A 20,588-nucleotide genomic window follows, 5' to 3' on the forward strand; every position below is an offset into this window, starting at 1 on the left:
TGCCGAGAACCTGGCCATCGACCGCGCCAAGCAGCTGTTTGGCTGCGGTTTCGCCAACGTGCAGCCGAACTCGGGCTCTCAGGCCAACCAGGGCGTGTTCCAGGCGCTGATCAAGCCCGGTGACACCATTCTGGGCATGAGCCTGGATGCCGGCGGTCACCTGACCCACGGCGCCCGCCCGAACCAGTCGGGCAAGTGGTTCAACGCGGTGCAGTACGGCGTCCGCAAGGAAGACAACATGCTGGACTACGATCAGGTCGAGGCGCTGGCGAAAGAGCACCTGCCCAAGCTGATCATCGCCGGAGGCTCGGCCATCCCGCGCCAGATCGACTTTGCCCGCATGCGCGAAATCGCCGACATGGTCGGTGCCTACCTGCACGTGGACATGGCGCACTTTGCCGGTCTGGTCGCCGCAGGCGAGCATCCCAGCCCCTTCCCGCATGCGCATGTGGCGACCACCACCACGCACAAGACCCTGCGCGGTCCGCGTGGCGGCATGATCCTGACCAATGATGAAGATATCGCAAAGAAAGTGAACTCGGCGATCTTCCCCGGCATTCAGGGCGGCCCGCTGATGCACGTGATCGCGGCCAAGGCCGTGGCCTTCGGCGAGGCGCTGCAGCCTGCCTTCAAGGACTACATCAAGCAGGTCGTCGTCAATTCGCAGGCCCTGTCGGATCAGTTGATCAAGGGCGGTCTGGACACGGTGACCCATGGCACCGACACCCATGTGGTGCTGGTCGACCTGCGCCCCAAAGGGGTCAAGGGCAACGCCACCGAGAAGGCTCTGGGCCGCGCGCATATCACCTGCAACAAGAACGGCGTGCCATTTGACCCGGAAAAGCCGACCATCACGTCGGGCATCCGTCTGGGCTCGCCCGCCGGCACCACCCGCGGCTTTGGCGAGGTCGAATTCCGCCAGATCGCGGACTGGATCATCGAGGTCGTCGACGGCCTGGCCGCCAATGGCGAAGACGGCAACGGCGCGGTCGAGGCCAAGGTCAAGGCCGAGGTCGCAGACCTCTGTGCCAGATTCCCCATCTACCCGAACCTGTAATCGGCTCGAAAAAACAAGGCAGCGGCGCCCCGGTGGCGCCGCATCTGCTTTGGGAACATTTTTTTGCGCCAAAGACTTAGTTCAATATTGGCAAGGTAATCCTGCCTCAGAACCTACCTTCAGATCAGGCCGCGCCACCACAGAAACAGCAGCAGCAGCGCGCTCAGCGCCAGAATGTTGAACGCCAGTCCACCCAGCATCCCCAGAAACCAGCCCCATCTTCTGTCCGCCAGATCAATACTGCCGAGATACGCCTGCACCTCGTCGGACGCGCTGACAAGTTTTGGAGTGTCCAGAACCCGCCGCAACCTTGGATGCGCCGCCATCTGTTCCGCATTCGCCAGCAGAAGCGCCTGTTTGTAGATCCGGCGAGGCAGTCGGCGTTTGGCTCTTTTGACCGAGGCCAACAGGGTTTTGTCCCGCACACCCAGCTTTTCGCGCAGCAACGTAATCGTGCCTGCAATCCGGGTCTGAATATCAGTGTCCTGCGACATTGGCGCCTCCTGACCGGGAAATGTAGCGCGGTCAGAGGCAGGCTACAATGGGACTGGTCGTTTCATTCGCTGCCGGGTATCACGCATTCATGTTGAACACGATCGTACATGGCGAACCGACCTCGAACCCTCCTCTTCTGATCGCGCACGGGCTTTATGGCTCGGCCCGAAATTGGGGCGTCATTGCGCGGCGGCTATCGGACGAAAGACAGGTCATTGCAGTGGACATGCGCAACCATGCCTACAGCAAGTGGGACGCCTCGCATGGTTATCCGGACCTGGCCGATGATCTGGCCGAGGTCATTGCGCAGGTCGGCGGTCCCGTGGACGTCGTCGGGCACTCCATGGGCGGCAAGGCAGCAATGACCCTGACGCTGATGCATGGTGCCCTGGTGCGTAAACTGGTGGTGGCCGACATTGCGCCGGTGACCTACAGCCACAGTCAGATTCAGTTCATCGAAGCCATGCGTGCGGTCGATCTGTCCCGCGTGACCCGGCGCTCGGATGCCGAGCAGCAACTGGCAGAACTGGGTGTCGAAAAAGCGTTGCAGAGCTTCTTCACTCAGTCACTGGATGTCAGCGGGCAGCGGTGGCTGTTGAACCTGGACGGTCTGGCAAACGAAATGCCCAAAATCATGGGGTTTCCGGAACTCGATGCCACTTGGAACGGGCCCGCCCTGTTTTTGTCTGGTGGCGCCTCGGACTATGTTCTGCCGCAGCACCGCGACAAGATACGCGCCCTGTTCCCCGCCGCGAAATTCGCGAAGATTCCGGGTGCGGGCCACTGGCTGCACGCCGAAAAACCGCGCGAATTTGAAGCGGCCGTCAGAACCTTTTTGAACGCCTGATCAGATCGAACCCTGATACAACCGTTTGGCGACAAACCATGAAACCGGTATGGCGGCAACAAATCCTGCGCCAGCGGCCCCCAGAATAGCGCCCGTCGTAACCAGGCCAGCAGTCAATACAGCTATGACGGCCGAGCCAGCCAGGGCAGCTCCAATCAGTGAATACAACATCGAAGCAAGACGCGTCATTGGGTGTGGTCCTATTTTGGAATCTGACCACATATTAGTTTATCAGGATGTGTACGGCTTTGATTCAGGTCAGGTCATTCCCGGGTCAACAGGCTCGACTGTCTGGCCGCCCCCTTCGACCCAGTCAGAAAGGCCCCCAAGGTTGTAAACGCGGGAATAGCCCATGTCCTTCAACAACTTGCCTGCCAGCGCTGCGCGCCCGCCCGACGCACAGTGCAGAACGATTGGCCGGTCGATGCGCAATTCAAGATCATGAGTTGGCAGCCCGCTATCGGCCCTGAACTCCAGCATCCCGCGTGGAATGTGATGAGACCCGACCGCCCGGCCCGCCCTCTCCAGTTCCGGCGTATCCCGAACATCCAGCAGCAACCCGCCCTCGCGCAGCAATTCCGTAGCTTGGGCAAAATCGATACGCGCGACCACCGCGTTGGCGGCCTCCATCATGTCCCTGACTGTCAGTGGCATTCCGGTTCTCCTGTCCTTGGAACTCCAGCGTTTAACATGCAAAATAAGGAATGCGTTTTCCGTGTAAAGGTACAATAGCGGTAAATCGCGAGCGGGGATATTATCCCGTTCTAACTGTGACTTCGAATGGCGGCAACTTTGTTCGACTTGCTGCATCTACAAACACGAAAAGAGGAAGTCCGGGCCACCCCAATCATCAGGACCGGACACTTTTACACTTGAGCTGCAAGCAGCATCCACCCTAACTGCATGCTTGGCGAATTGGCGGGTGTTGTTCCAATCACACGACTAGCTCCGGCAACTTAGGCTTGAGGGCGTGCTGGATTTGACCAAGGCACAATTTGAGGCGGAAGCGCATTGTATTCATGGCCTTATGGTCTTAGTGGTTTCTTCAGGCTCAGGATGGGCCAAACGCACTATGCCCGCGTGGTGGAATGGTAGACACAGGAGACTTAAAATCTCCAGGCGGAAACGCCGTGCCGGTTCGAGTCCGGCCGCGGGTACCAGTTTGTACGAAATTCGAAGCTTGCGCACTCTAACAGGCGCGATGCTTGTTGGGACAAACATATCAAATGACTTAGGAAGTCATCGTCTGCGTCTCGGCATGGAAAGGACCGCAATGTGACCTGATACAAGGTATTATCGCTCCGGTGCTTGCAAATGCTTCGCGGAACTTGAAACCTTTATCCCGGAGGATCACGGGACAACGATTCACTAACATCCAAAATGGACCAGTCAGATGGGTCTGCTCAAGACATCTAATGGTGCCCGGGGGCGGAATCGAACCACCGACACGAGGATTTTCAATCAGTCTGGTTTGACCCACATCCCGCCACAAGCCGCCTCATCCAGCCACATTAACTTCTTGGCTTGGTTGAGTTTCTGACGTGCAAACCGCCACATCGGACCACACGCCGCCACACCCAACCACAGAGGTGTTTGTCACCCATACGCTACCCAGTCCCGAAAGCGGACGTTCATGCATCCCGCAGCGAATGACCGCTTCGAGCCCAAAGCTGACGTTGCTTATCCCGGCCATACACAAGTCTGCGAAGACCTCATCAGTGCATCTATCAAACGGCCGAATTGAACAATGTACAATGCCGCATCTCAAAGGTTAAGCTACGAAGTAGGATGTTATCTCGCCCACTCCTTTAACAAAATGAGTTTGCGGCTCCGCTTTGGGCAAATGGTCACCCAGCGCGTCTTTGGTTTGGGCTGAGATGTGGATGTGCCCCGACCTGCCTGTGGCTTCGAGGCGGCTGGCGAGGTTTACTGTTTCCCCCCAAACATCATAAATTGATCGTTTTCGACCGATGAGTCCAGCAATGACCGGCCCGGTATGGATGCCTATGCGGATTTGCAGGCCCGCGCTACTTATTGCGCTGTCAGACATCGTCCCGAGGATATCTCGCGCAAAGCTTACTGCCGCATGGGCATGGTCCTCCCGATGTAAAGGGATACCCGATGCCGCCATGTAAGCATCGCCAATAGTCTTGATCTTTTCGATTCCGTGAAGGGTGGCCAGGTCGTCAAAAGCAGTAAACAATTTTGACAGTTCGAGGATTAAGTCACCAGCGTCCATGCGGGCCACCAGCGGTGTAAATTCCACGATATCAGCAAAAATTATGGTGGCGCCGACGAACCGATCAGCGATGTTTGTCTCGCCATCGTTTAGTCGTTTTATGACCGGTGCGGGCAGCATCGAATGTAGCAGCTTGTCGGCCCTGTCACGTTCGTATTTGATCTCATTCGTATATGCCAATTCCTTTGCGCGCCAGCGACTGCGTTCCATGCAGGCATCTACGCGCGCGTGCAGCAATACCGGGTCGATAGGTTTTGGCAAATAGTCTTCAGCGCCTACACTGATGCATTTGGCGATTGCGTCCGTCTCGTTGAGACCCGAAACCATGACCACGGGTATTTCCCGCCAGGACGGATGTTCTTTCATTCTTTCGAGGACTTCGATTCCATTAACCTCAGGCATAAGAATATCCAACAGAACAAGGTCGAACCCTTCGCGCTTCAGTGACACGTACGTTTCCCTTGCTGACCCAACCGACCGCACGCTGTGTCCTTGGCGCTCCAGCAGCCGGGTCAGGATTTCGCGATTAGCCGCCTCGTCATCAATAACCAAGATATGGCCAGTCGAGACTTCGCGATCGACATCCTGGGTCGTAAGGCTGCGTTCAAGACCAGCTGCGATTTCCTCGTCCCTGTCGCTGTCCTCTGCGATATGCTGAATGTCTGAACCATCAATGGTGTTATCTATCTTAAGTGCCAGCTTACGAGCCTCGTTCAGGATCGCGTTTATATCTCTGCAAGCGGAAGGCTCGAGATCAACCTCGAAATCATCCAAGACCATCTCTGAATAGCCAATTATTGCATTGATCGGCGAGCGCAAATCATGCCGTAGTTTTGCCTGAGCGTCTTTGTCGGTGGAAATTTGGTGCATACCCTTCCCCAAAACTTCAACCATCTGAACAAGGTTGCTGGCGGCGATACCGATCTTATGCAAATCCTCTAGCGCGGCCTGTGGCCCAGTTCTGCGTACTTCCTCGATCATAAGGCCATGAAACCCTATAATCGCTTCCGACGGACCCTTGAGGTTCTGGGAAATGCGGGTAGCTAGTGCCAACTTGTCTTTTCGGTTCTTTGAAACCATACCATTCTACCCGTCCAGCAGTTTCTCAATGATTTCCAGCAGCCCAGGCAGTTCAATAGGTTTGGTATAGAAATCATCGCAGCCTGCATCCATGGCTTTGTCGCGATCACTTTGCATCGCATGGGCAGTCAAAGCGACGACTGGGATAGCTTGAGTGTCTGGGTTTGCTTTTATCTGTTTTGTCGCCTCCCACCCGTCGATTACAGGCAGGCTCATGTCCATTAAAATTAGATCCGGTTTGTCCGAAAGGGCCTGCTCAACGCCCGCCTGACCATCGCGAGCGGATACGGTTTGGTAACCCTTTCTCTGCAGTCGGCGCGACAGCATGTCGAGGTTCATATCGTTGTCTTCCACAATAAGTATCTTCGCCATCGCTTTAAACTTTCCGACCTATGAATAATCTTTTAGTTGGCGCTTTAGTGCAGCAAGGAGATCACCTCGACCCGTATCGCCTTTGCGAATGACTTCCCCTGAATGGGCCTTTAGCCAATCCAGTTCAGCCCGCGTGAGGTCCTTTGACGTTGCTACGATCACGGGCAAATCTGCAAGTCCATCGGTCGCGCGAACTGTTTTAAGAACATCAAAACCGTCCACATTAGGCATCATGATATCTAAAACCATTAGTGTCGGCCTTTGAGACTCTAATTGGCTGAGCGCGCCCTGACCGTCAGCCGCTTCGCGCACTGTCCAGCCATTCCGCGTTAATATGCGGCGAAACAGGTTTCTTGTAGACATATCGTCGTCAACGATCAGAACGTCCTTGTTGCGTCCAGAGGCGATTGCGTCAAGCGTTGCGACAAGCCGCGCTGGATCAATCGGTTTAATCAGGTGTTCTATCGCTCCAAAGGCGAGGCCCATGTCGCGATCCGCAACAATCGTGGCAAGAACAACCGGTATCTCACACAGCTTTGGGTCTGCTTTGAGTTCCTTCAACATCGACCAACCGTCGCGTTCAGGCATAATAACATCTAGTATTATGACGTCGGGCTGTTGCTTGCGCGCAATTTCTATACCCGCCATTGCGTTCGGTGCTGTCAAAACACTGTACCCTTCCTCACGCACGATTTGAGCAACTGCGTTCCTTGCATCTTCTTCGTCATCCACTATCAGGACACGGCCCAAAGTAATTTCGGGGGACGCTTCACTATTATCGCTAACCAAAGCGGAAACAGCTTCGTAACGTGCGGGGATTTCGAAAGAAAAAGTTGATCCAACACCCTCTTCGCTACTAACTTTAATGTTTCCGCCCATCATGCGGGTAAATTCCTGCGCAATAGCGAGGCCGAGCCCAGTGCCTCCGAAATTTCGTGTAGTAGACTGATCAGCTTGGACGAAAGCCTGAAACAGCTTGTCGCGTTGTTCCGGAGTCATTCCGATACCTTCATCTCGCACCGAAAATCTAAAGAAATCCGTATCGTTTTTCTGAAGTTTAGAGACGATAAGCTCAATCCTGCCACTTTCGGTGAACTTTGCAGCGTTGGACAAAAGGTTGAAGAGGTTTTGTCGAAGCTTGGTTTTATCGGTTTCGATCTCGTCAGTGTCATCTAGATCGATTGAGAGAACCAGTTCGTTGCTATTCTTGCTAACCAGTGGCACGACCGTCGACGCAACTTCGTCCAACAAGGGCCTAAGCGCAAAGCGTTCCGGGTACATATCCATCTTGCCCGCTTCGATCTTGGACAGGTCGAGAACGTCATTGATGAGTGACAGCAGGTGCCGCCCAGATGCCATGATCTTTTCCAGATCGTCGGTAGCTGTCTCGAAACCCATTTCCTGCGCATCTTCTGACAACATTTCGCTATAGCCGATGATTGCGTTCAATGGAGTGCGCAACTCGTGACTCATGGAAGCCAAGAACTGGCTTTTTGCTGAGCTAGCGGCGATCGCCTGCGCGTTGGCTTCTTCAAGTTGTTCCTGTTTAGACTTTAGATCAGATATGTCGCTATAGACAGCGACCGTACCCCCGTCGGGCGTCTTGCGTTTCGACACCTGAATCCAAGCGCCGCCCAATAAAACTTCCTGGCGATCCCCGTCAGGTCTGCGATGTCGGGCAAGCCGCTCGTTAATCCATTCTTCGTCAGGTATATTGTTAGTATCGACTGATTTTCGCTCCAATTGCAGCCGCAAGATGTTTTCGAACCGCGTGCCCGGCACAAGAACATCTTCCACATGTGTGAAAATGCGGCGGAACCGATCATTGAAGAGTATGAGCTGGTCTTCGTTGTCAAACAGCGCAAATCCATCTGGAATTGTTTCAATTGCTGTCAGGATGGTATTGCGCTGCGCACGCGCCTCCTCTTCTAATTCGCGTCGTTTGTCCTGACTGTCGCGAAGCGCCCTAAGCGCCTGGGACATCCGGCCTAGCTCATCAGGGCCTTCAGGCGGTAGCGCAACATCGCGTTCGCCGCGGATCAGGCCTGAAATCGCTATGTTGATTGCATGCAGTGGTACAACGATCGACCTCAGAGCACGCCATGTAAGAAGCGCTCCCAAAATCACAATTACAATACATGCGATGATCGCTCGGTTCATCGCGGCCCTGGCGGCGACAGTTGCTTCATTTCTGGTTTGATCGGCGCTTTCAGAAAGGTCTACTACCAATTGTGTCAACGTCTTGTCGACTTCGTCGCTTGCGACACGAGCCTGAGCGAGCAACGTGTTTCCCAGCACCCTGTTCCCATCAGTGTAGGCATCGGCTGCACGCATAGATGTTTCGTGATAGGAATTTGCCTGCTCTTGTACACTAGCTGCGGATTCGGGTGCAAAAGCCGCGAGTTGTTCGAGGCTGCCTTTGAGCTTCGCACTCGCCTCATTGGCGCGCCGTTCCGACAGGGTCAGCAAGCTTACAGAAAGGTCCGTCAACCAGTACCTCATTTCCCCAAAATGACGGTCTGCCTGGCCTGCAACTTCCAGTCGGTGAAACTCAGTATTTGCGTCTTGTATTCGGGCCTTGTTACGCGCCAAGTCGTAGACCATCACGATGGTGCTAACAACCAAAGCGGCCAACAATAGCGCAGACAATGATCCGATGCGTACCGGAATAGTGTTTTTGGACACCCATCCCCAACTGTCGTTCACGCCGGATTTTTGTTTCATTTAAAAAGCGTTATGCTAATTGCACCGGCTAGATCACCAAGTTGCCCACCTTCTTTGGGAAAACCGGTCACGTCAGTTTCACCCGCTGGCGATCCGTGGCAAGAAAGGCAAGATTCAGAATAGTATTCCGGGATCAACATTCGAAATGCGAGTGTTCCGGAAGCGTCAGTTTCTTCGAAGAATGGTTGCCCTGCGACCCAGGAAGAGTCCTTGAACTTTTCCTCGATAACCGAGTTTTCCCAAGTGTCGGGACGGGCCATGCGATTGCGCACAAGTTCCGAAGGCGCCGTTACCTTGACCGTGGCAGATGTACCGATTTCATCCGCGAACTGTTCATTAACCAATCGCGCAAAAACCGCTGGAATAAATCCTTTGAACGCCACTCCCTCTGCGTTTATTAACTCTTGGTTTGTGTCGATTACCGTGACCATAGCGTTGAGCTGCGTTTCCGTCAGTTTACGCTCCAATGGGTCTAGTTCGTCATGTAGCGGGGGTTCTCCATTGGCTGCCACGTATGCTTCAATTACTTTCTCGTAAAATACGTCGCCGGAAAGGCCTTTGTCAGTAATTTCTGGATCGTTGATCAATTCTTGGCTGTTCGACACCACGCTTCTGCCGGCCCTCAAAACTGCCGCTAATCGGTTGCCTGTCTCAACTTGTTCTGCGGTTTGCGCCGCAACTCCATCTGAACTAACAGGATAGAATAAACTTATAATGACTGCTGTTCTAATTATTGGGTTTTTCAATGGACCAACGCCTCCACGCAAAGTCGAGTGCAATGACAATACGCTACCGTAGCAAAAATTCTTCAAACTGTCTTAGGAATTTGGTTCGACTGGAATTGAACAGTCTGAAAGCGGTTTTATTTCGGTTGCATCCCAACAACCAAGTTTGCTGCGTGCACGTCAGACAATCAACTATCAAAGCGTTTTTGGAAATAGCGGGCCCAATATGCGTTCTTGCAGTTTTGCTTGCCTATAGCCTTCATAAGGCTTCTGCCGCGAGCTACGCATCGATCCTTATGTGAAACAATTTAGCTTCGACCGAGATGCCAGGTGCTTTACAAAACGATGTTGCGACAACAATCAAAGTTCAATTTGCATAACTTATCGATCGGCCCGATGAACGTCTACTTTGTGCTCAAGGCCGTCATCTGAGTCTTTCAGTCAGATGACGGCTTAGGAACGGAAAGCGGTCATTGTTGGTGGTCATTCCGAGAAATTTCGCCCGAAGGTCTGCATTGAACGGCAGCGGACGTTCGCTGAAATCTGCTGAACGTCTGCCAAGCGGACTTAGCCGCCGTTAGCGAAAGCTAATCCAAACAACCGAAGAGCGGACAGTCCAGACTGTGAAAGAACGTCAATTTGCGAAATCCAATTGCGAATTTCTAGCCCGGCACGCAGTGAAAGCCACAAATCGTGATCAACGCTGCTCTCTCATCCGGCACTCCTGAAATTGTGAAGTCTGCACGGGAAAACTGTCTTTCAAAAAAACAATTGTGCTTGCTTGTGGACCTCATACCTGCGCAGTGTCGCAAGCCTCATAATTCTCTAAACCATTTTTATGGGGTGGTTCCGGTCGCATGACCTCGAGCGAAGTCGTGTGATCGGGACGCAAGGAGAGCCTCGGCATCCTTTCGCAAAAATATTGCAGCTTATTTGCCCCTACCAAATTGGCTCATTCTTTCCGGTTCGCTGTTGTTTTTGTCTTCCTTCATGCCGGTAGAGTCCCGTAGGACGTGATCAGGCGCAACTTACGTTTGGCCAACAATAAATACGATCAACGTCCACCACGCGCGGAAATTGGCATCGGCTTTCTAAGCTCAGTCTTCTACGCAGTGTTCCGCATCGCGTTTAAGACGGGCTTCCTTCAACCGTTTGGTTTTTTCCTCGCGAGCCGCTTTTTCATCGCTAATTATCTCGCGCGCTACTCGGTCAGTTTGCTCGTCTTTGGAAATCCGTTTGTTCGGTAAAAAGGGTTGCTTCTTTTCTGTCATAAACGACAACTTTCACCCACGGGATACAAATTATTTGGCAGGACAGCTAGCGCAGCCGTCCCGCCTGGTCTTACTCAGGCAAGAGCGATATTCGTCGCGTTGCTGCGACCGTCGCGGCCAGCCTCGACATCGAAAGTCACTTTCTGGTCGTCCGCGAGGCCGGTAAGCCCGGAGCGTTCGACAGCTGAGATGTGAACGAACACATCCTTGCCGCCGTCCTCCGGCGCAATAAATCCGAACCCTTTGGTGGTGTTGAACCATTTCACGGTGCCATTGGCCATTCCGTGGTCTCCTTTTGAATTGTGCCACCCGCGTAATGCGGTGGCCTTGGCGTCAGTCAGAGCAATCGAGACTGAAGCCTTCAATGGAGACAGCTGGTCGAGGTGCGATAACGGTCGCTATTGGTGTATGACGGCAAGAGATACGAATTACAAGCTTCGTCTTCATCTTCCCTTCAGCTGTTCAAATGGGCATGGTGCCTGCAACTGGTCATTCCAAGCTTGTAGTCCCGGCCAATCCAATTAGGGATAAGTCTTCTCTGACCAAGTTGGCCGGGACTGCCTCAGGAAGAAGCCCGACACCGTGCGATGAACCTCAAATTGAAAGCAAGAGAATTCAAAGGCACTAGTTAATTTTTCAAATAATTTGATAGCCCTTACTTCGTTGACGGTTTGGAAAGGCCGACGATCACACGCTTCTTCGCTCGGGACGTCTGAACGGCGCTCGTCTTTGGGGACAATGTTGAATGCCCCGCCGATGCGTACGTCTGAGCCAACACCATAAACGTCTCCTTCGGGCTCCGAGCAGTCCTTCGCTGCGGTGTCCATCAATGTCCGCTTACAAGAAAATCAGGTGCAAAACTCGTCGGCTGTCACCCAAATTGTCACCCAAAGGCGAAAATGCACTTCGGCGTAAGCGCGCTAAGTTCAGTAAGCATCTGTTTTTGTTTAATTTAAGTGGTGCCCGGGGGCGGAATCGAACCACCGACACGAGGATTTTCAATCCGGCGCTAATTCAAGCAAACCAAACACTTACAAAACCGGGGCGCGTCAAACCCCCGACGAAACATCAAAGACTTACCTCGAAAGTGTCAAACCGGCTGAGGCCGAACTGACAAACGAAAACCCCGGCACGACGGCAATCGCAACCGGGGTTAAAGACGTTATGGAAGGCGTCTGTTCTTACGGTAAGGATATCGCGGCTTTGCCCATTTTGGCAATGCATTGGGGGGTGCTGCTGTGAATATTTCGACGCAAATCCCCGACAACATTAAACGTGTTTGCCGCTCCATCGGATATGCCGCTTGGCTGGATGGCACTGACGAGTGGTTCGGCCTTCCGGTGATCCTGCGAGCACGTCTGGATGCGCGGCAGCGCGTGGCCCTGGCATTTATGGCTCTCAAGGCTCTGGACCGTGATGACGCAGTAAATGCAGCTGAGGCGGCGCTAAGCACTGGTGCGGGACACCCCCCTGCCCCGTTCATTAGCTTCATGGATGAGGCCGCGTTCTGGGCGGATTATGCCGACCCGGAAGAACTGGACGCTTATTGCCTTGCCAGCTTCAAGCGCATGAAACCCGCGCGGCAGGCAGCATTCCTTGAGCATGTACAAAGGAGGCAAGCGGCGTGATGCGTGATTTTGCTGAGATGGCGGTGCAACTGGATGCGCACCGAGCCGAGTTTCCCAAAGAACGGTCGGACCGTTTGCCTACAGAGTTTGTCTGGCGCGACCCTTCCGCTATTCCGCCCCGTCCTTGGCTCTACGGGCAACACCTGATCCGCAAACAGGTATCGGTGACGGTCGCACCCGGCGGCGTCGGGAAATCGTCTTTGACGATCTGCGAAGGGCTGGCAATGGCATCTGGCCGCGACCTACTGGGCGATTGGACCGCATCAGGCCTAAAAGTCTGGATATACAACCTTGAAGATCCCCGCGACGAGATGAACCGGCGCATCATCGCGGCCATGCAACATCACAACGTCGCCCCCGAGGAAATCTCAGGGCGTCTCTTTGTGGACACGGGCCGGGAACGCGAACTCAGCACCGCCATTCAAACTCGTGAAGGCGTCCAGATCGTCAAGCCGGAAATGGAAGCCTTAGCCCAAGAGATCGAAGCGTGCGAAATCGATGTTCTAATTATCGACCCATTCGTGTCGTCGCATCAGGTGGGCGAGAACGACAACGGCGCAATCGACCTTGTGGCAAAGGAATGGGCGCGGCTGGCAGATCGTTGCAATTGTGCAATTGAACTTGTGCACCACACTCGCAAGACAAACGGCGAGGAAGCAACTACTGAAAGCGGGCGCGGTGCAACGGCGCTCTTGGCAGCAGCAAGATCCGGTCGTGTGCTCAACAAGATGAGCAACGACATGAAGGCCGAGGCGGGTGTTCAAAACGATCCGTCCACCTACTTTGCCGTGACCCGTGACAAAGCGAACCTCGCCCCTGTTGGGGATCGTGTTTGGCGGCGCATGGCATCTGTGCAGCGATCCAATGGGGATAGCGTAGGCGTTGCTGAGGTCTGGAAATGGCCGGACACTTTCGATGGGGTATCGGTCGCTGACCTGCTGGCAGTGCAACATGCTCTGGATGGTCAGGGGCGGCGCTACTCGGATCAGGCTGGCGGCGAGTGGGCTGGTGTGACCGTAGCTGAAGTGCTGGGCTTCGACGCCCAAGCGGGCGTTGGTTGAAGGCCGGCTAAATGACTGTTCTGCGGACAACGCTGCCATCCGCATTTTTTTCCAAAGGACCGCAGACAGCCCAATGCGGACATTCAAAGCTAGACTTTGCAGTTTTGAGATAGGGGTAAACCGCTGTTTGTCACTTTTTACTCGATGCCCTTTTCTAAGCTTAAACTCGACGATCCTACAGTTCAGAATACTCGCAGGTTCTTTGAAGCTCTCATTAATTCAGCCCAACAGGCTTAGTTGAGCGAACCAAGATTTTTACTATTCTTACTGAAAATAAGCGCTCATTCTGCGGAGTATTCTGTTGTGTTTTCCAATTTCGATATCGCGCTGATACTGACGATTGCTCAAGCGGTTATTGCATGCGCAGTAACCATACACGCTGTTTTGAACAAAAGAGATAGCCGAAGTGCAATCGGGTGGACCGCACTTGCGTGGCTTGCACCTTTTGTCGGCCCACTCGCTTACCTCGTTCTTGGGGTCAATCGAATAAACCGGGCGGGGACTCGCCTTGGGCTATCAGATGCTATGCGCGACAACCCTCAGTTCGAAATTTCTGATGTAGAAATTGAGCAAGCGCAGAAGGCACTGAAGCATTTCCCAAATTTCTCAGGCTTGGTGCGCGCCGGCGAGGCAGTGACCGACAAACCGTTACTTCCGGGGAACAAGGTTAAATGTCTTGTGGATGGCGACGAAGCATATCCGGCAATGATTGAAGCAATCGACAAAGCTGAAAAAACAGTTGGGTTGCTCAGCTATATCTTCGATAGCGACAGCGCTGGAGAGCAGTTTCTCAAAGCCCTTATCCGAGCCAAAGAACGCGGTGTTGAAGTCCGCGTTCTGATCGATGGTGTCGGCGCCAAATACAGCAAAGAGAACATGGTAACGCTTCTGTCAAACGCCGGGGTCAATGCCGCGAGTTTTCTGCCAACAGGCGGATGGCGATCAAAGAGGTTTTCCAACTTGAGAAATCACCGGAAGATTCTCGTCGTTGACGGTCAGATCGGGTTTACGGGAGGAACGAACATACGCGAGGCTCATTGCATAAGACTGAACCCCGTTGTAGCTACCCAATGTCTGCACTTCCAGTTTGAGGGGCCAGTCGTCGGCCACATGAAAGAAGTGTTTTTCACCGATTGGAAATTTTCGACCGGAGAACAACTTAGTGGTAATGGGTGGTTTCCTCATCTCGACCGAGAAGGGTCTGTATGGGCAAGAGGGGTCGCACATGGACCGGATGAAGACTTTGAAGCTCTTGCCAAACTGATTTTTGCTGCACTATCGAGTGCGCGAGACCGCATTCGAATTGTGAGCCCATACTTTTTACCCGACGCGCGCTTGGTAGAAGCCCTAGCAGTCGCTGCGTTGAGAGGGGTTCGTGTTGAGATATTTCTACCCTCAGATAACAACGTTAAGATTGTGGAATGGGCAGCAATGGCTCAGCTTGGCTTGATGGTCGAACATGGATGCCGCGTTTTTGTGACCAAGCCACCATTTGATCACACTAAACTTACTCTAGTCGACGACACATGGGCGCTTGTCGGAAGTACCAATTGGGATCCACGCAGCCTTCGACTAAATTTCGAATTCAATGTAGAGTGCTACAGCCAGTATCTATCTGAACAGTTGCATTCAATTGTGAACAAAAAGGCGGAGGGCGCTCGGGAAATAACGCTCGAAGATCTCGCAGGCAGGCCATTTCCAGCAAAAGTTCGAGACGGGGTCGCCCGACTAGCATCCCCCTATCTATGAAAGCACTGATTTGCAAAAGCAGCCTGTCTTTCTCATCATCTATCAACTTGCCACTGGTTTTTTGAGAAAAGAAGTTTCGTCGAAATCTCAACCTAAACTGCAAAAATAATGGGGTGTCGGCAAACCGTGTTGTCCCGCTATGCGGACAAAGCTGACTATCGTCACTTAGGGGTTGGCTAGCACAAATAAGGTTTCAATTGCCTGAACGCCCCTGCATTTCTAACTTTTAAAGCAGTTGCTCCAACGTACGAGAGCTTTATGCTGAAACCATGGCCAAACGTACCCTGCTAATTCTTAATAGGAAGTCCGCAGCAAGACCCGATCTGCGTGCTGCTGTTCGCCCATTGGAAAAAGAGCTTGGCATTAGGGTAAGTATTCCTTGGTCAGGAAAAGACTTGAAGAAGACGCTCCGAGAAGCCGTGGGCGATGGGGTAACCCGGATAATCGCTGGCGGTGGTGACGGCACTTTGAACTCGGTCGTGAGTGCTGTTTTGAAGTTGAAGACAAAGTCGCCTGTCTCGCTAGGTCTTGTTCCCTTGGGAACGGCGAATGATTTCGCCCGGTCTTATGGTGATAAGGGCTTGGACTTGGCTACATCTGTTCGAGTTGCTGCATCGGGAGACACGCGGCCTATCGATGTCGGATACATAAACGGCAGACCGTTTGTGAATGTTGCCAGCGGCGGTTTTGGAGCAATGATCACTGCAACGACACCCAAGGAAATGAAGAAACGACTGGGGGGACTCGCGTACACACTGTTTGGGCTTGCTCGTTTATCTGATGCAAAATCTGTTCCCGCAAAAATCTCAATTGATGATGAAGACCCGTACAACGTTTCCATTTCCGCTATCGCGATTGCGAACAGCCGCTATGCAGGTGGCGGTTTTGACGTAGCGCCTGAAGCGGAAGTGTCCGACGGGTTGCTCGATTTAAGCGTGCTTTCCGCTGAGAGTTTAATGCCAGAAAACCTACCCTTTGGCAGACTGCCGGATATTTCGGATCCCAAGGATGGTGTTGTACAGCGCTCTCGTCTGAGATCTATGGTTTTGGAAACCTCACAGCCGTTTCATATGAATTTGGACGGCGAGCCGATGATCGATCAACGCTTTGAGGTTTCAATTAAACCAAAAGCGCTGAACTTCGTTTTCCCAAGCGGTAAGTAGTGCGGGTTTCTCCTTAAACTCAGACTTCGCACGGTGTTTCGAACGTTACATGCGGGGCTGACACATACACTCGCCCATAGATTCAGGTAAAAAGCCGCTATCCAGTTTGGCGAACGTCTCTCTCGCTTAGCTGTTCACTGCGTTAGTGTTGTTTATCTTCCCATCACCGGACATCAGTATCGCGATTGGCTGCGTAGACGGGATATTCGAAAGCACAATCATTATGCACACGGTGATCGGGACGCTCATCAACGCTCCGGCAATGCCCCAGATCGCAGTCCAAAACGTGAGCGCTAAAATGACCATGAATGGCGACAAATTCAGGCTTTTGCCAAGCAGCATTGGCTCCAGGATATTGCCGACAGAGAATTGAACCGCGCCACAACCAATCAGAACCACAAGAAAGGGCACGACTTCTTCAAACTGTACCAGTGCGACAATGGAAGGAAGCGCGACGCCGACGATAGAACCGACTGTCGGGATAAAATTCAACAAGAATGCAAGAACGGCCCAGGTTTCAGAAAAGTCCAAGCCGACGGATGCCATCACGGCATAACTGCCCAAGCCAGTCAGTGCACTCACCAGCGTTTTGATGCCAACATATCTTTGAATGCTCTCGGATGTGCTCTCAAGAACGCGGCGAACTTTTTCAGCGGCTTCCCTGTCTTTGATTGCGAGCTTGATTTTGGCGCGCATTGGAACACGTTCAACCAACATGAATGGTACATAGAGCAGCACCAGGAAAAAAGCGCTTAGGAATGCCCCAGCAGAGCCGATCACTCCCGTCGCGAGCCCAGCCAGGTTGATCTGTTCCAAGGCTTTGATCGCGGCTGCATAGTTGTCTTGCCCAACCAGTGATACCAGCTTTGCGACTATGCTGGTAAACCGTTCCTCATAGCGCGGAAACGCTTCCGAAACCTCACCGGCTTGACTAGATAGTATCGACAACACAAGCGAAAGGCCGATTAACACAATTGAAATTGCGGCCAAATGCGCAAGCCACTTCGGGACAGTCCTTCCAAATATCTTGAATCTACCAATGCGATCCGCAGTCGCTGTGAGGAGAACGAACAGGAGGGCCGCAAAACACAGTGGAACCAGTACAGACGAAGCGAGGACTAACGTGGCAATGGTCAAGAACACAAGAACGACCAATTGATACCAAAACGTGAGCCCTAAGAAGTTTGGAGCAGGGTCTTTATGATGGGTATCCTTCTTCACTCGGAGGCTCCATAAATATTGTGTGTCGTTCTGACTTTCTGAGTTGAAAAGTATTAGGTCGCCTTAGATGCAACTTGGCAAGTAATTCACGCACTTCTCTCTGGACACAACAGTCGATTGTTTTCAGTCGATGCCTTCATATTCGACGTTTGCTCGCTGATACTCAAAAACCTTAAACTCAAGGGTTATCAGCAATAGTTTGGTTATTAAGCTTCCTACTGAGATCGGACTTCGGATAGTTCGCTTTGGTCTCGAAGCAGACCTCTGCGCGGTGCTTGGTCTACGATGCGCGGATAATCTCCGCCGGACGCATATCCGAATGGTTGGCCCCTGCATCGGAGGCGTCAGGTTCGGATAACACTTACCGTATCAGCGTCGAACTGCCAGGGGTGGCTGAAGAAGACATCGACTTGAGTGTTCATGAAGGTGTTGTAACGCTGAAGGGCGAAAAGCAAACCAAGCGCGAAGAGAAAGGTGAGACATGGTTCTTCTCCGAGAGGCAGTATGGCTCTTTCAGCCGGTCTTTTCGGCTGCCGCCGGACGCGGATGCCGACAGTGTCGATGCACTCCTGAAGGATGGAGTGCTGACCATCAATATTCCTAAGGTCACACTGGCAAAGTCGGAAGATACCAAGGTGCAGATCCGCAGATCCTAGGGCCAGCCGAATGATCTCGGGGCTGGTTTTGTAGTACTTTAATGGCGATCTTTTATTCATAAGCTGAGGCTACGAAAGCCCCCTGCTCCGCCTCTAGCCAAGTTCTTCTGACAATTTCAGGCCAACGTTTTCAAAATCTTCAACCGCGTTTCTTCTATCGTACAAGAGGTCTTAATATGGTTCCAATCAATCGGACCCAAGTGCTTTTGCAACTGCCTTTCAAGCACTCTCGGAGTCGCATCAGAAGCTGATTGAGGCCGTGTTTGAACGCGTCGTTTGAGTTCTCCCGGCGCCGCGGTTAACCAGATGCCGTCGAAGCGAACACAAGCTTCCCGCGCGACCTGTTCGGCTTCCTCCCTTCGGCCTGGGCGATCGTAAACGGCGTCGACCACCACCGCGCTCCCACCGCTCAAAAGTGAGCCGGCTCTCTGCGCCATTGAACCATAAACTCTATCCGAAACCTCAGGCTCATAGGCATGATCCGGTAACTTGGTGTGTGGATCGCACCCGAACATTGCTTTGCGGGTCTTGTCACTTTCTATCACTCTTGCGCCCGGTGCAGATCCGATGGCAGGAGCAATTGCAATCGACATAGTCGACTTGCCGCTACCACTAAACCCGCCGATCGCGACCAAGCGCGGCTTTGAGGCACAAAAGAGAGACATTGCCAGCTCGTAGTAACTGCGGGCTTCTTGCCGCTTGGCGTTTGCGTCTTCGATGTGTGGGTCTTCGGATTGGGTCGCAAGGACATGCGCTCGGACCGCTGCTCGAAGAGCAATAAAAAACGGCAAACAAGGGTAACCGTCTTCTTCCTCTGTAATATCTAGATAGTGATTTACGACGAGGTTCGCGAACTGTCGTAAATCCCTGTGCCAAAGGTCCATAGCTAGGAAGGCGAGATCGTAAAGAACGTCAACAGTCGCCAGTTGGTCATTGAAATCGATACAGTCGAAGAGTCTCGGGCGACCGCCGAAGAGGCAAATGTTTCGAAGATGAAGGTCGCCATGGCACAGTCTAACGCAACCACGCGCGGCGCGTTTGTCGAGGATAGGTGCCCTCTGCTTCAAGTCCGCGTGAAAAGCCCCGTCAATTAGGTCAACTTCAGCCTTGGAAAACACCGAACTTTGCTGAAACCCCGCATGATTAATTTCCAGGACGGCTTCGATATTTTCACGCCCATTGGCTTGGACTTTTTTTGCCAACTGATGAGCTTTGGCGATCGTCTTGGCCAGGACACTCATTACGTTGGAGGTCAACTCTCCCCGCACAGCCATTTTGTCCAGAATTGCATCTTGATCGAAGCGTACCATCTCAACAACTGCGTCAACAAACTCGCCCTGCCCGTCCAAATTCAACACTGAACCGCTTCGAGTAATGTGCCGTACGCCGAGATAGATTTCAGGCGAAGTGATTTTGTTAAGTTGCAACTCCTTTGCGCATGCCTCTGACCGAATTTCAGAAGTTGAGAAGTCTGCATAAGGCAAATAGACCGCCTTCTTGAGCTTGTATGCTCGATCTCCGGCGAGAAATACGATTGATATATGTGTTTCGATAACGTCGATTTTCTCATTGATGCCGTACGTGGCTGGGTCCGAAAGGAAAGCCACCACTTCGCTTTGGTCTTCAACAATCATCTTTGCCTCCGGCGACCTAGAAAAGTCTTTTTCGGCTAGGTGTTCACGGCACGTACCTAAGCGGCTTGGGAGATTGAATGCTCTCCAGGTACTCGGTCAACGCGATGAGTTTGGCAGGAACTTCTGCAACCAAGCCATTTCCCGTATCAAATTCGACCGTGGAGCCTTCGCTTAGCTCGGCGATAACGGGCATGTCCTCACGTGGGGTCGTTGTTTTTAGATAGCCATCCAAGATTGACATCACTTCTAGCATAGGCCAAAAACCGCTTCTTCGGTCGGCAATCTTGGTCAAATCCGGAGGTTGTGTTTTCACGGCCGTCGCCGCAGGCCCATTTCCCTGTGCATCAACCCCATGGCATTTGGCGCAGTGTGCGATGAATAGATCTTCGCCTTGTGTCGGAACTGTTTCCGCCAAACTCTGAAACGAATAAAACACGGAGCCAACCAGGATTACTGCCGTAAGTTTTTTCATAGTCTCAAGCCCACTAAAATTGAGTCTTTTGCCCTTTAAGATTTGAAACAAGGCGGTGTCCTTATGGGTACCAACTCCGCTTTTTTCACCGACTTCGAAAACGGCTATTGGAGCGGGCAGCAAAAAGCGAAAAACAGCTTCGCTACTTAACATTCCAATCTTAGCATTCGAGTCCCGTCCGACTCCTTGATGTG

General features: G+C 52.7%; 20 protein-coding genes and 1 tRNA gene. 8 read left to right on the plus strand and 13 right to left on the minus strand.

Annotation, left to right across the window (positions count from 1 at the left end; translation table 11 throughout):
- Positions 1-1,057: serine hydroxymethyltransferase (gene glyA / locus ACR0FE_RS22085; protein WP_480915300.1), on the plus strand; the 1,057-nt coding region annotated here is incomplete at its 5' end.
- A 119-nt stretch (positions 1,058-1,176) separates the two neighbouring features.
- Here glyA and ACR0FE_RS22090 read toward each other — a convergent pair.
- Positions 1,177-1,551: a hypothetical protein gene (locus ACR0FE_RS22090; RefSeq protein ID WP_480915302.1), complete on the minus strand. Its 375-nt coding sequence runs from the start codon at positions 1,549-1,551 to the stop codon at positions 1,177-1,179.
- A gap of 47 nt (positions 1,552-1,598) precedes the next feature.
- Between ACR0FE_RS22090 and ACR0FE_RS22095 the strand changes: the two genes are divergently transcribed.
- Positions 1,599-2,399 (plus strand): alpha/beta fold hydrolase, encoded by an 801-nt coding sequence (locus ACR0FE_RS22095; RefSeq protein ID WP_480915303.1) that lies wholly within the window; start codon positions 1,599-1,601, stop codon positions 2,397-2,399.
- Here the strand turns inward: ACR0FE_RS22095 and ACR0FE_RS22100 are convergent, their stop codons facing one another.
- Positions 2,400-2,588 (minus strand): hypothetical protein, encoded by a 189-nt coding sequence (locus tag ACR0FE_RS22100; RefSeq protein ID WP_480915304.1) that lies wholly within the window; start codon positions 2,586-2,588, stop codon positions 2,400-2,402. It abuts the gene before it with no gap.
- A gap of 69 nt (positions 2,589-2,657) precedes the next feature.
- Positions 2,658-3,053, minus strand: a complete 396-nt coding sequence (locus ACR0FE_RS22105) for a rhodanese-like domain-containing protein (RefSeq protein ID WP_480915305.1) — start codon at positions 3,051-3,053, stop codon at positions 2,658-2,660.
- A 420-nt stretch (positions 3,054-3,473) separates the two neighbouring features.
- Between ACR0FE_RS22105 and ACR0FE_RS22110 the strand changes: the two genes are divergently transcribed.
- A tRNA-Leu gene (locus ACR0FE_RS22110) sits at positions 3,474-3,559 on the plus strand.
- A 611-nt stretch (positions 3,560-4,170) separates the two neighbouring features.
- On the opposite strand, the gene ACR0FE_RS22115 is transcribed toward ACR0FE_RS22110, so the two are convergent.
- From ACR0FE_RS22115 to ACR0FE_RS22145, 7 genes are all read right to left on the minus strand, one after another.
- Positions 4,171-5,718 (minus strand): adenylate/guanylate cyclase domain-containing protein, encoded by a 1,548-nt coding sequence (locus tag ACR0FE_RS22115; protein WP_480915307.1) that lies wholly within the window; start codon positions 5,716-5,718, stop codon positions 4,171-4,173.
- A gap of 6 nt (positions 5,719-5,724) precedes the next feature.
- Entirely contained in the window at positions 5,725-6,090 is a 366-nt protein-coding gene (locus tag ACR0FE_RS22120; RefSeq protein WP_480915309.1) for a response regulator, read from the minus strand.
- Between the two features lie 18 nt (positions 6,091-6,108).
- Positions 6,109-8,814 (minus strand): response regulator, encoded by a 2,706-nt coding sequence (locus ACR0FE_RS22125; RefSeq protein ID WP_480915311.1) that lies wholly within the window; start codon positions 8,812-8,814, stop codon positions 6,109-6,111.
- Positions 8,811-9,560: a Tll0287-like domain-containing protein gene (locus ACR0FE_RS22130; protein ID WP_480915312.1), complete on the minus strand. Its 750-nt coding sequence runs from the start codon at positions 9,558-9,560 to the stop codon at positions 8,811-8,813. The genes ACR0FE_RS22125 and ACR0FE_RS22130 overlap by 4 nt, the downstream gene beginning before the upstream one ends.
- Positions 9,561-10,636: 1,076 nt before the next feature.
- Positions 10,637-10,810, minus strand: coding sequence for a hypothetical protein (locus ACR0FE_RS22135; protein ID WP_480915314.1), 174 nt, complete (start codon positions 10,808-10,810; stop codon positions 10,637-10,639).
- 74 nt (positions 10,811-10,884) lie between these two features.
- Positions 10,885-11,091, minus strand: a complete 207-nt coding sequence (locus ACR0FE_RS22140; protein ID WP_170482233.1) for a cold-shock protein — start codon at positions 11,089-11,091, stop codon at positions 10,885-10,887.
- Positions 11,092-11,331: 240 nt separating this feature from the next.
- A complete protein-coding gene (locus ACR0FE_RS22145) occupies positions 11,332-11,640 on the minus strand; it encodes a hypothetical protein (RefSeq protein ID WP_480915316.1) in 309 nt (102 codons plus the stop codon).
- Positions 11,641-12,048: 408 nt separating this feature from the next.
- On the opposite strand from ACR0FE_RS22145, the gene ACR0FE_RS22150 reads away from it, so the two are divergent.
- From ACR0FE_RS22150 to ACR0FE_RS22165, 4 genes are all read left to right on the plus strand, one after another.
- Positions 12,049-12,438, plus strand: coding sequence for a hypothetical protein (locus ACR0FE_RS22150; RefSeq protein WP_170619462.1), 390 nt, complete (start codon positions 12,049-12,051; stop codon positions 12,436-12,438).
- Complete coding sequence (locus tag ACR0FE_RS22155) at positions 12,438-13,499, plus strand: AAA family ATPase (RefSeq protein WP_480915318.1); 1,062 nt, start codon at positions 12,438-12,440, stop codon at positions 13,497-13,499. The genes ACR0FE_RS22150 and ACR0FE_RS22155 overlap by 1 nt, the downstream gene beginning before the upstream one ends.
- Positions 13,500-13,736: 237 nt before the next feature.
- Positions 13,737-15,248 (plus strand): cardiolipin synthase, encoded by a 1,512-nt coding sequence (cls, locus tag ACR0FE_RS22160; RefSeq protein ID WP_480855258.1) that lies wholly within the window; start codon positions 13,737-13,739, stop codon positions 15,246-15,248.
- 269 nt (positions 15,249-15,517) lie between these two features.
- Entirely contained in the window at positions 15,518-16,411 is an 894-nt protein-coding gene (locus ACR0FE_RS22165) for a YegS/Rv2252/BmrU family lipid kinase (RefSeq protein WP_170817411.1), read from the plus strand.
- A 126-nt stretch (positions 16,412-16,537) separates the two neighbouring features.
- On the opposite strand, the gene ACR0FE_RS22170 is transcribed toward ACR0FE_RS22165, so the two are convergent.
- Positions 16,538-17,632, minus strand: coding sequence for an AI-2E family transporter (locus ACR0FE_RS22170; protein WP_480915320.1), 1,095 nt, complete (start codon positions 17,630-17,632; stop codon positions 16,538-16,540).
- 323 nt (positions 17,633-17,955) lie between these two features.
- On the opposite strand from ACR0FE_RS22170, the gene ACR0FE_RS22175 reads away from it, so the two are divergent.
- Positions 17,956-18,288 (plus strand): Hsp20/alpha crystallin family protein, encoded by a 333-nt coding sequence (locus ACR0FE_RS22175; protein WP_480915328.1) that lies wholly within the window; start codon positions 17,956-17,958, stop codon positions 18,286-18,288.
- Positions 18,289-18,404: 116 nt separating this feature from the next.
- Here ACR0FE_RS22175 and ACR0FE_RS22180 read toward each other — a convergent pair whose 3' ends face one another.
- Positions 18,405-19,922 carry a bifunctional aminoglycoside phosphotransferase/ATP-binding protein gene (locus tag ACR0FE_RS22180; RefSeq protein WP_170617574.1) on the minus strand — a complete coding sequence of 506 codons (1,518 nt, stop codon included), beginning with the start codon at positions 19,920-19,922 and terminating at the stop codon, positions 18,405-18,407.
- A gap of 43 nt (positions 19,923-19,965) precedes the next feature.
- On the minus strand, positions 19,966-20,547 hold the full coding sequence (locus ACR0FE_RS22185; RefSeq protein WP_170617572.1) for a cytochrome c: 582 nt from the start codon (positions 20,545-20,547) through the stop codon (positions 19,966-19,968).
- Between the last annotated feature and the right edge of the window lie 41 nt (positions 20,548-20,588).

Source organism: Ruegeria sp. K7 (assembly GCF_056531785.1).

Excerpts from the sequence above, each read along its gene's own strand:
- ACR0FE_RS22115 (WP_480915307.1), bottom strand. The coding sequence starts at position 5,718 with ATGGTTTCAAAGAACCGAAAAGACAAGTTGGCACTAGCTACCCGCATT.
- ACR0FE_RS22090 (WP_480915302.1), bottom strand. The coding sequence starts at position 1,551 with ATGTCGCAGGACACTGATATTCAGACCCGGATTGCAGGCACGATTACG.
- ACR0FE_RS22135 (WP_480915314.1), bottom strand. The coding sequence starts at position 10,810 with ATGACAGAAAAGAAGCAACCCTTTTTACCGAACAAACGGATTTCCAAA.
- ACR0FE_RS22105 (WP_480915305.1), bottom strand. The coding sequence starts at position 3,053 with ATGCCACTGACAGTCAGGGACATGATGGAGGCCGCCAACGCGGTGGTC.
- ACR0FE_RS22185 (WP_170617572.1), bottom strand. The coding sequence starts at position 20,547 with ATGTTAAGTAGCGAAGCTGTTTTTCGCTTTTTGCTGCCCGCTCCAATA.
- ACR0FE_RS22100 (WP_480915304.1), bottom strand. The coding sequence starts at position 2,588 with ATGACGCGTCTTGCTTCGATGTTGTATTCACTGATTGGAGCTGCCCTG.
- ACR0FE_RS22180 (WP_170617574.1), bottom strand. The coding sequence starts at position 19,922 with ATGATTGTTGAAGACCAAAGCGAAGTGGTGGCTTTCCTTTCGGACCCA.
- ACR0FE_RS22120 (WP_480915309.1), bottom strand. The coding sequence starts at position 6,090 with ATGGCGAAGATACTTATTGTGGAAGACAACGATATGAACCTCGACATG.
- ACR0FE_RS22095 (WP_480915303.1), top strand. The coding sequence starts at position 1,599 with ATGGGACTGGTCGTTTCATTCGCTGCCGGGTATCACGCATTCATGTTG.
- ACR0FE_RS22165 (WP_170817411.1), top strand. The coding sequence starts at position 15,518 with ATGGCCAAACGTACCCTGCTAATTCTTAATAGGAAGTCCGCAGCAAGA.
- ACR0FE_RS22125 (WP_480915311.1), bottom strand. The coding sequence starts at position 8,814 with ATGAAACAAAAATCCGGCGTGAACGACAGTTGGGGATGGGTGTCCAAA.
- ACR0FE_RS22140 (WP_170482233.1), bottom strand. The coding sequence starts at position 11,091 with ATGGCCAATGGCACCGTGAAATGGTTCAACACCACCAAAGGGTTCGGA.
- ACR0FE_RS22155 (WP_480915318.1), top strand. The coding sequence starts at position 12,438 with ATGCGTGATTTTGCTGAGATGGCGGTGCAACTGGATGCGCACCGAGCC.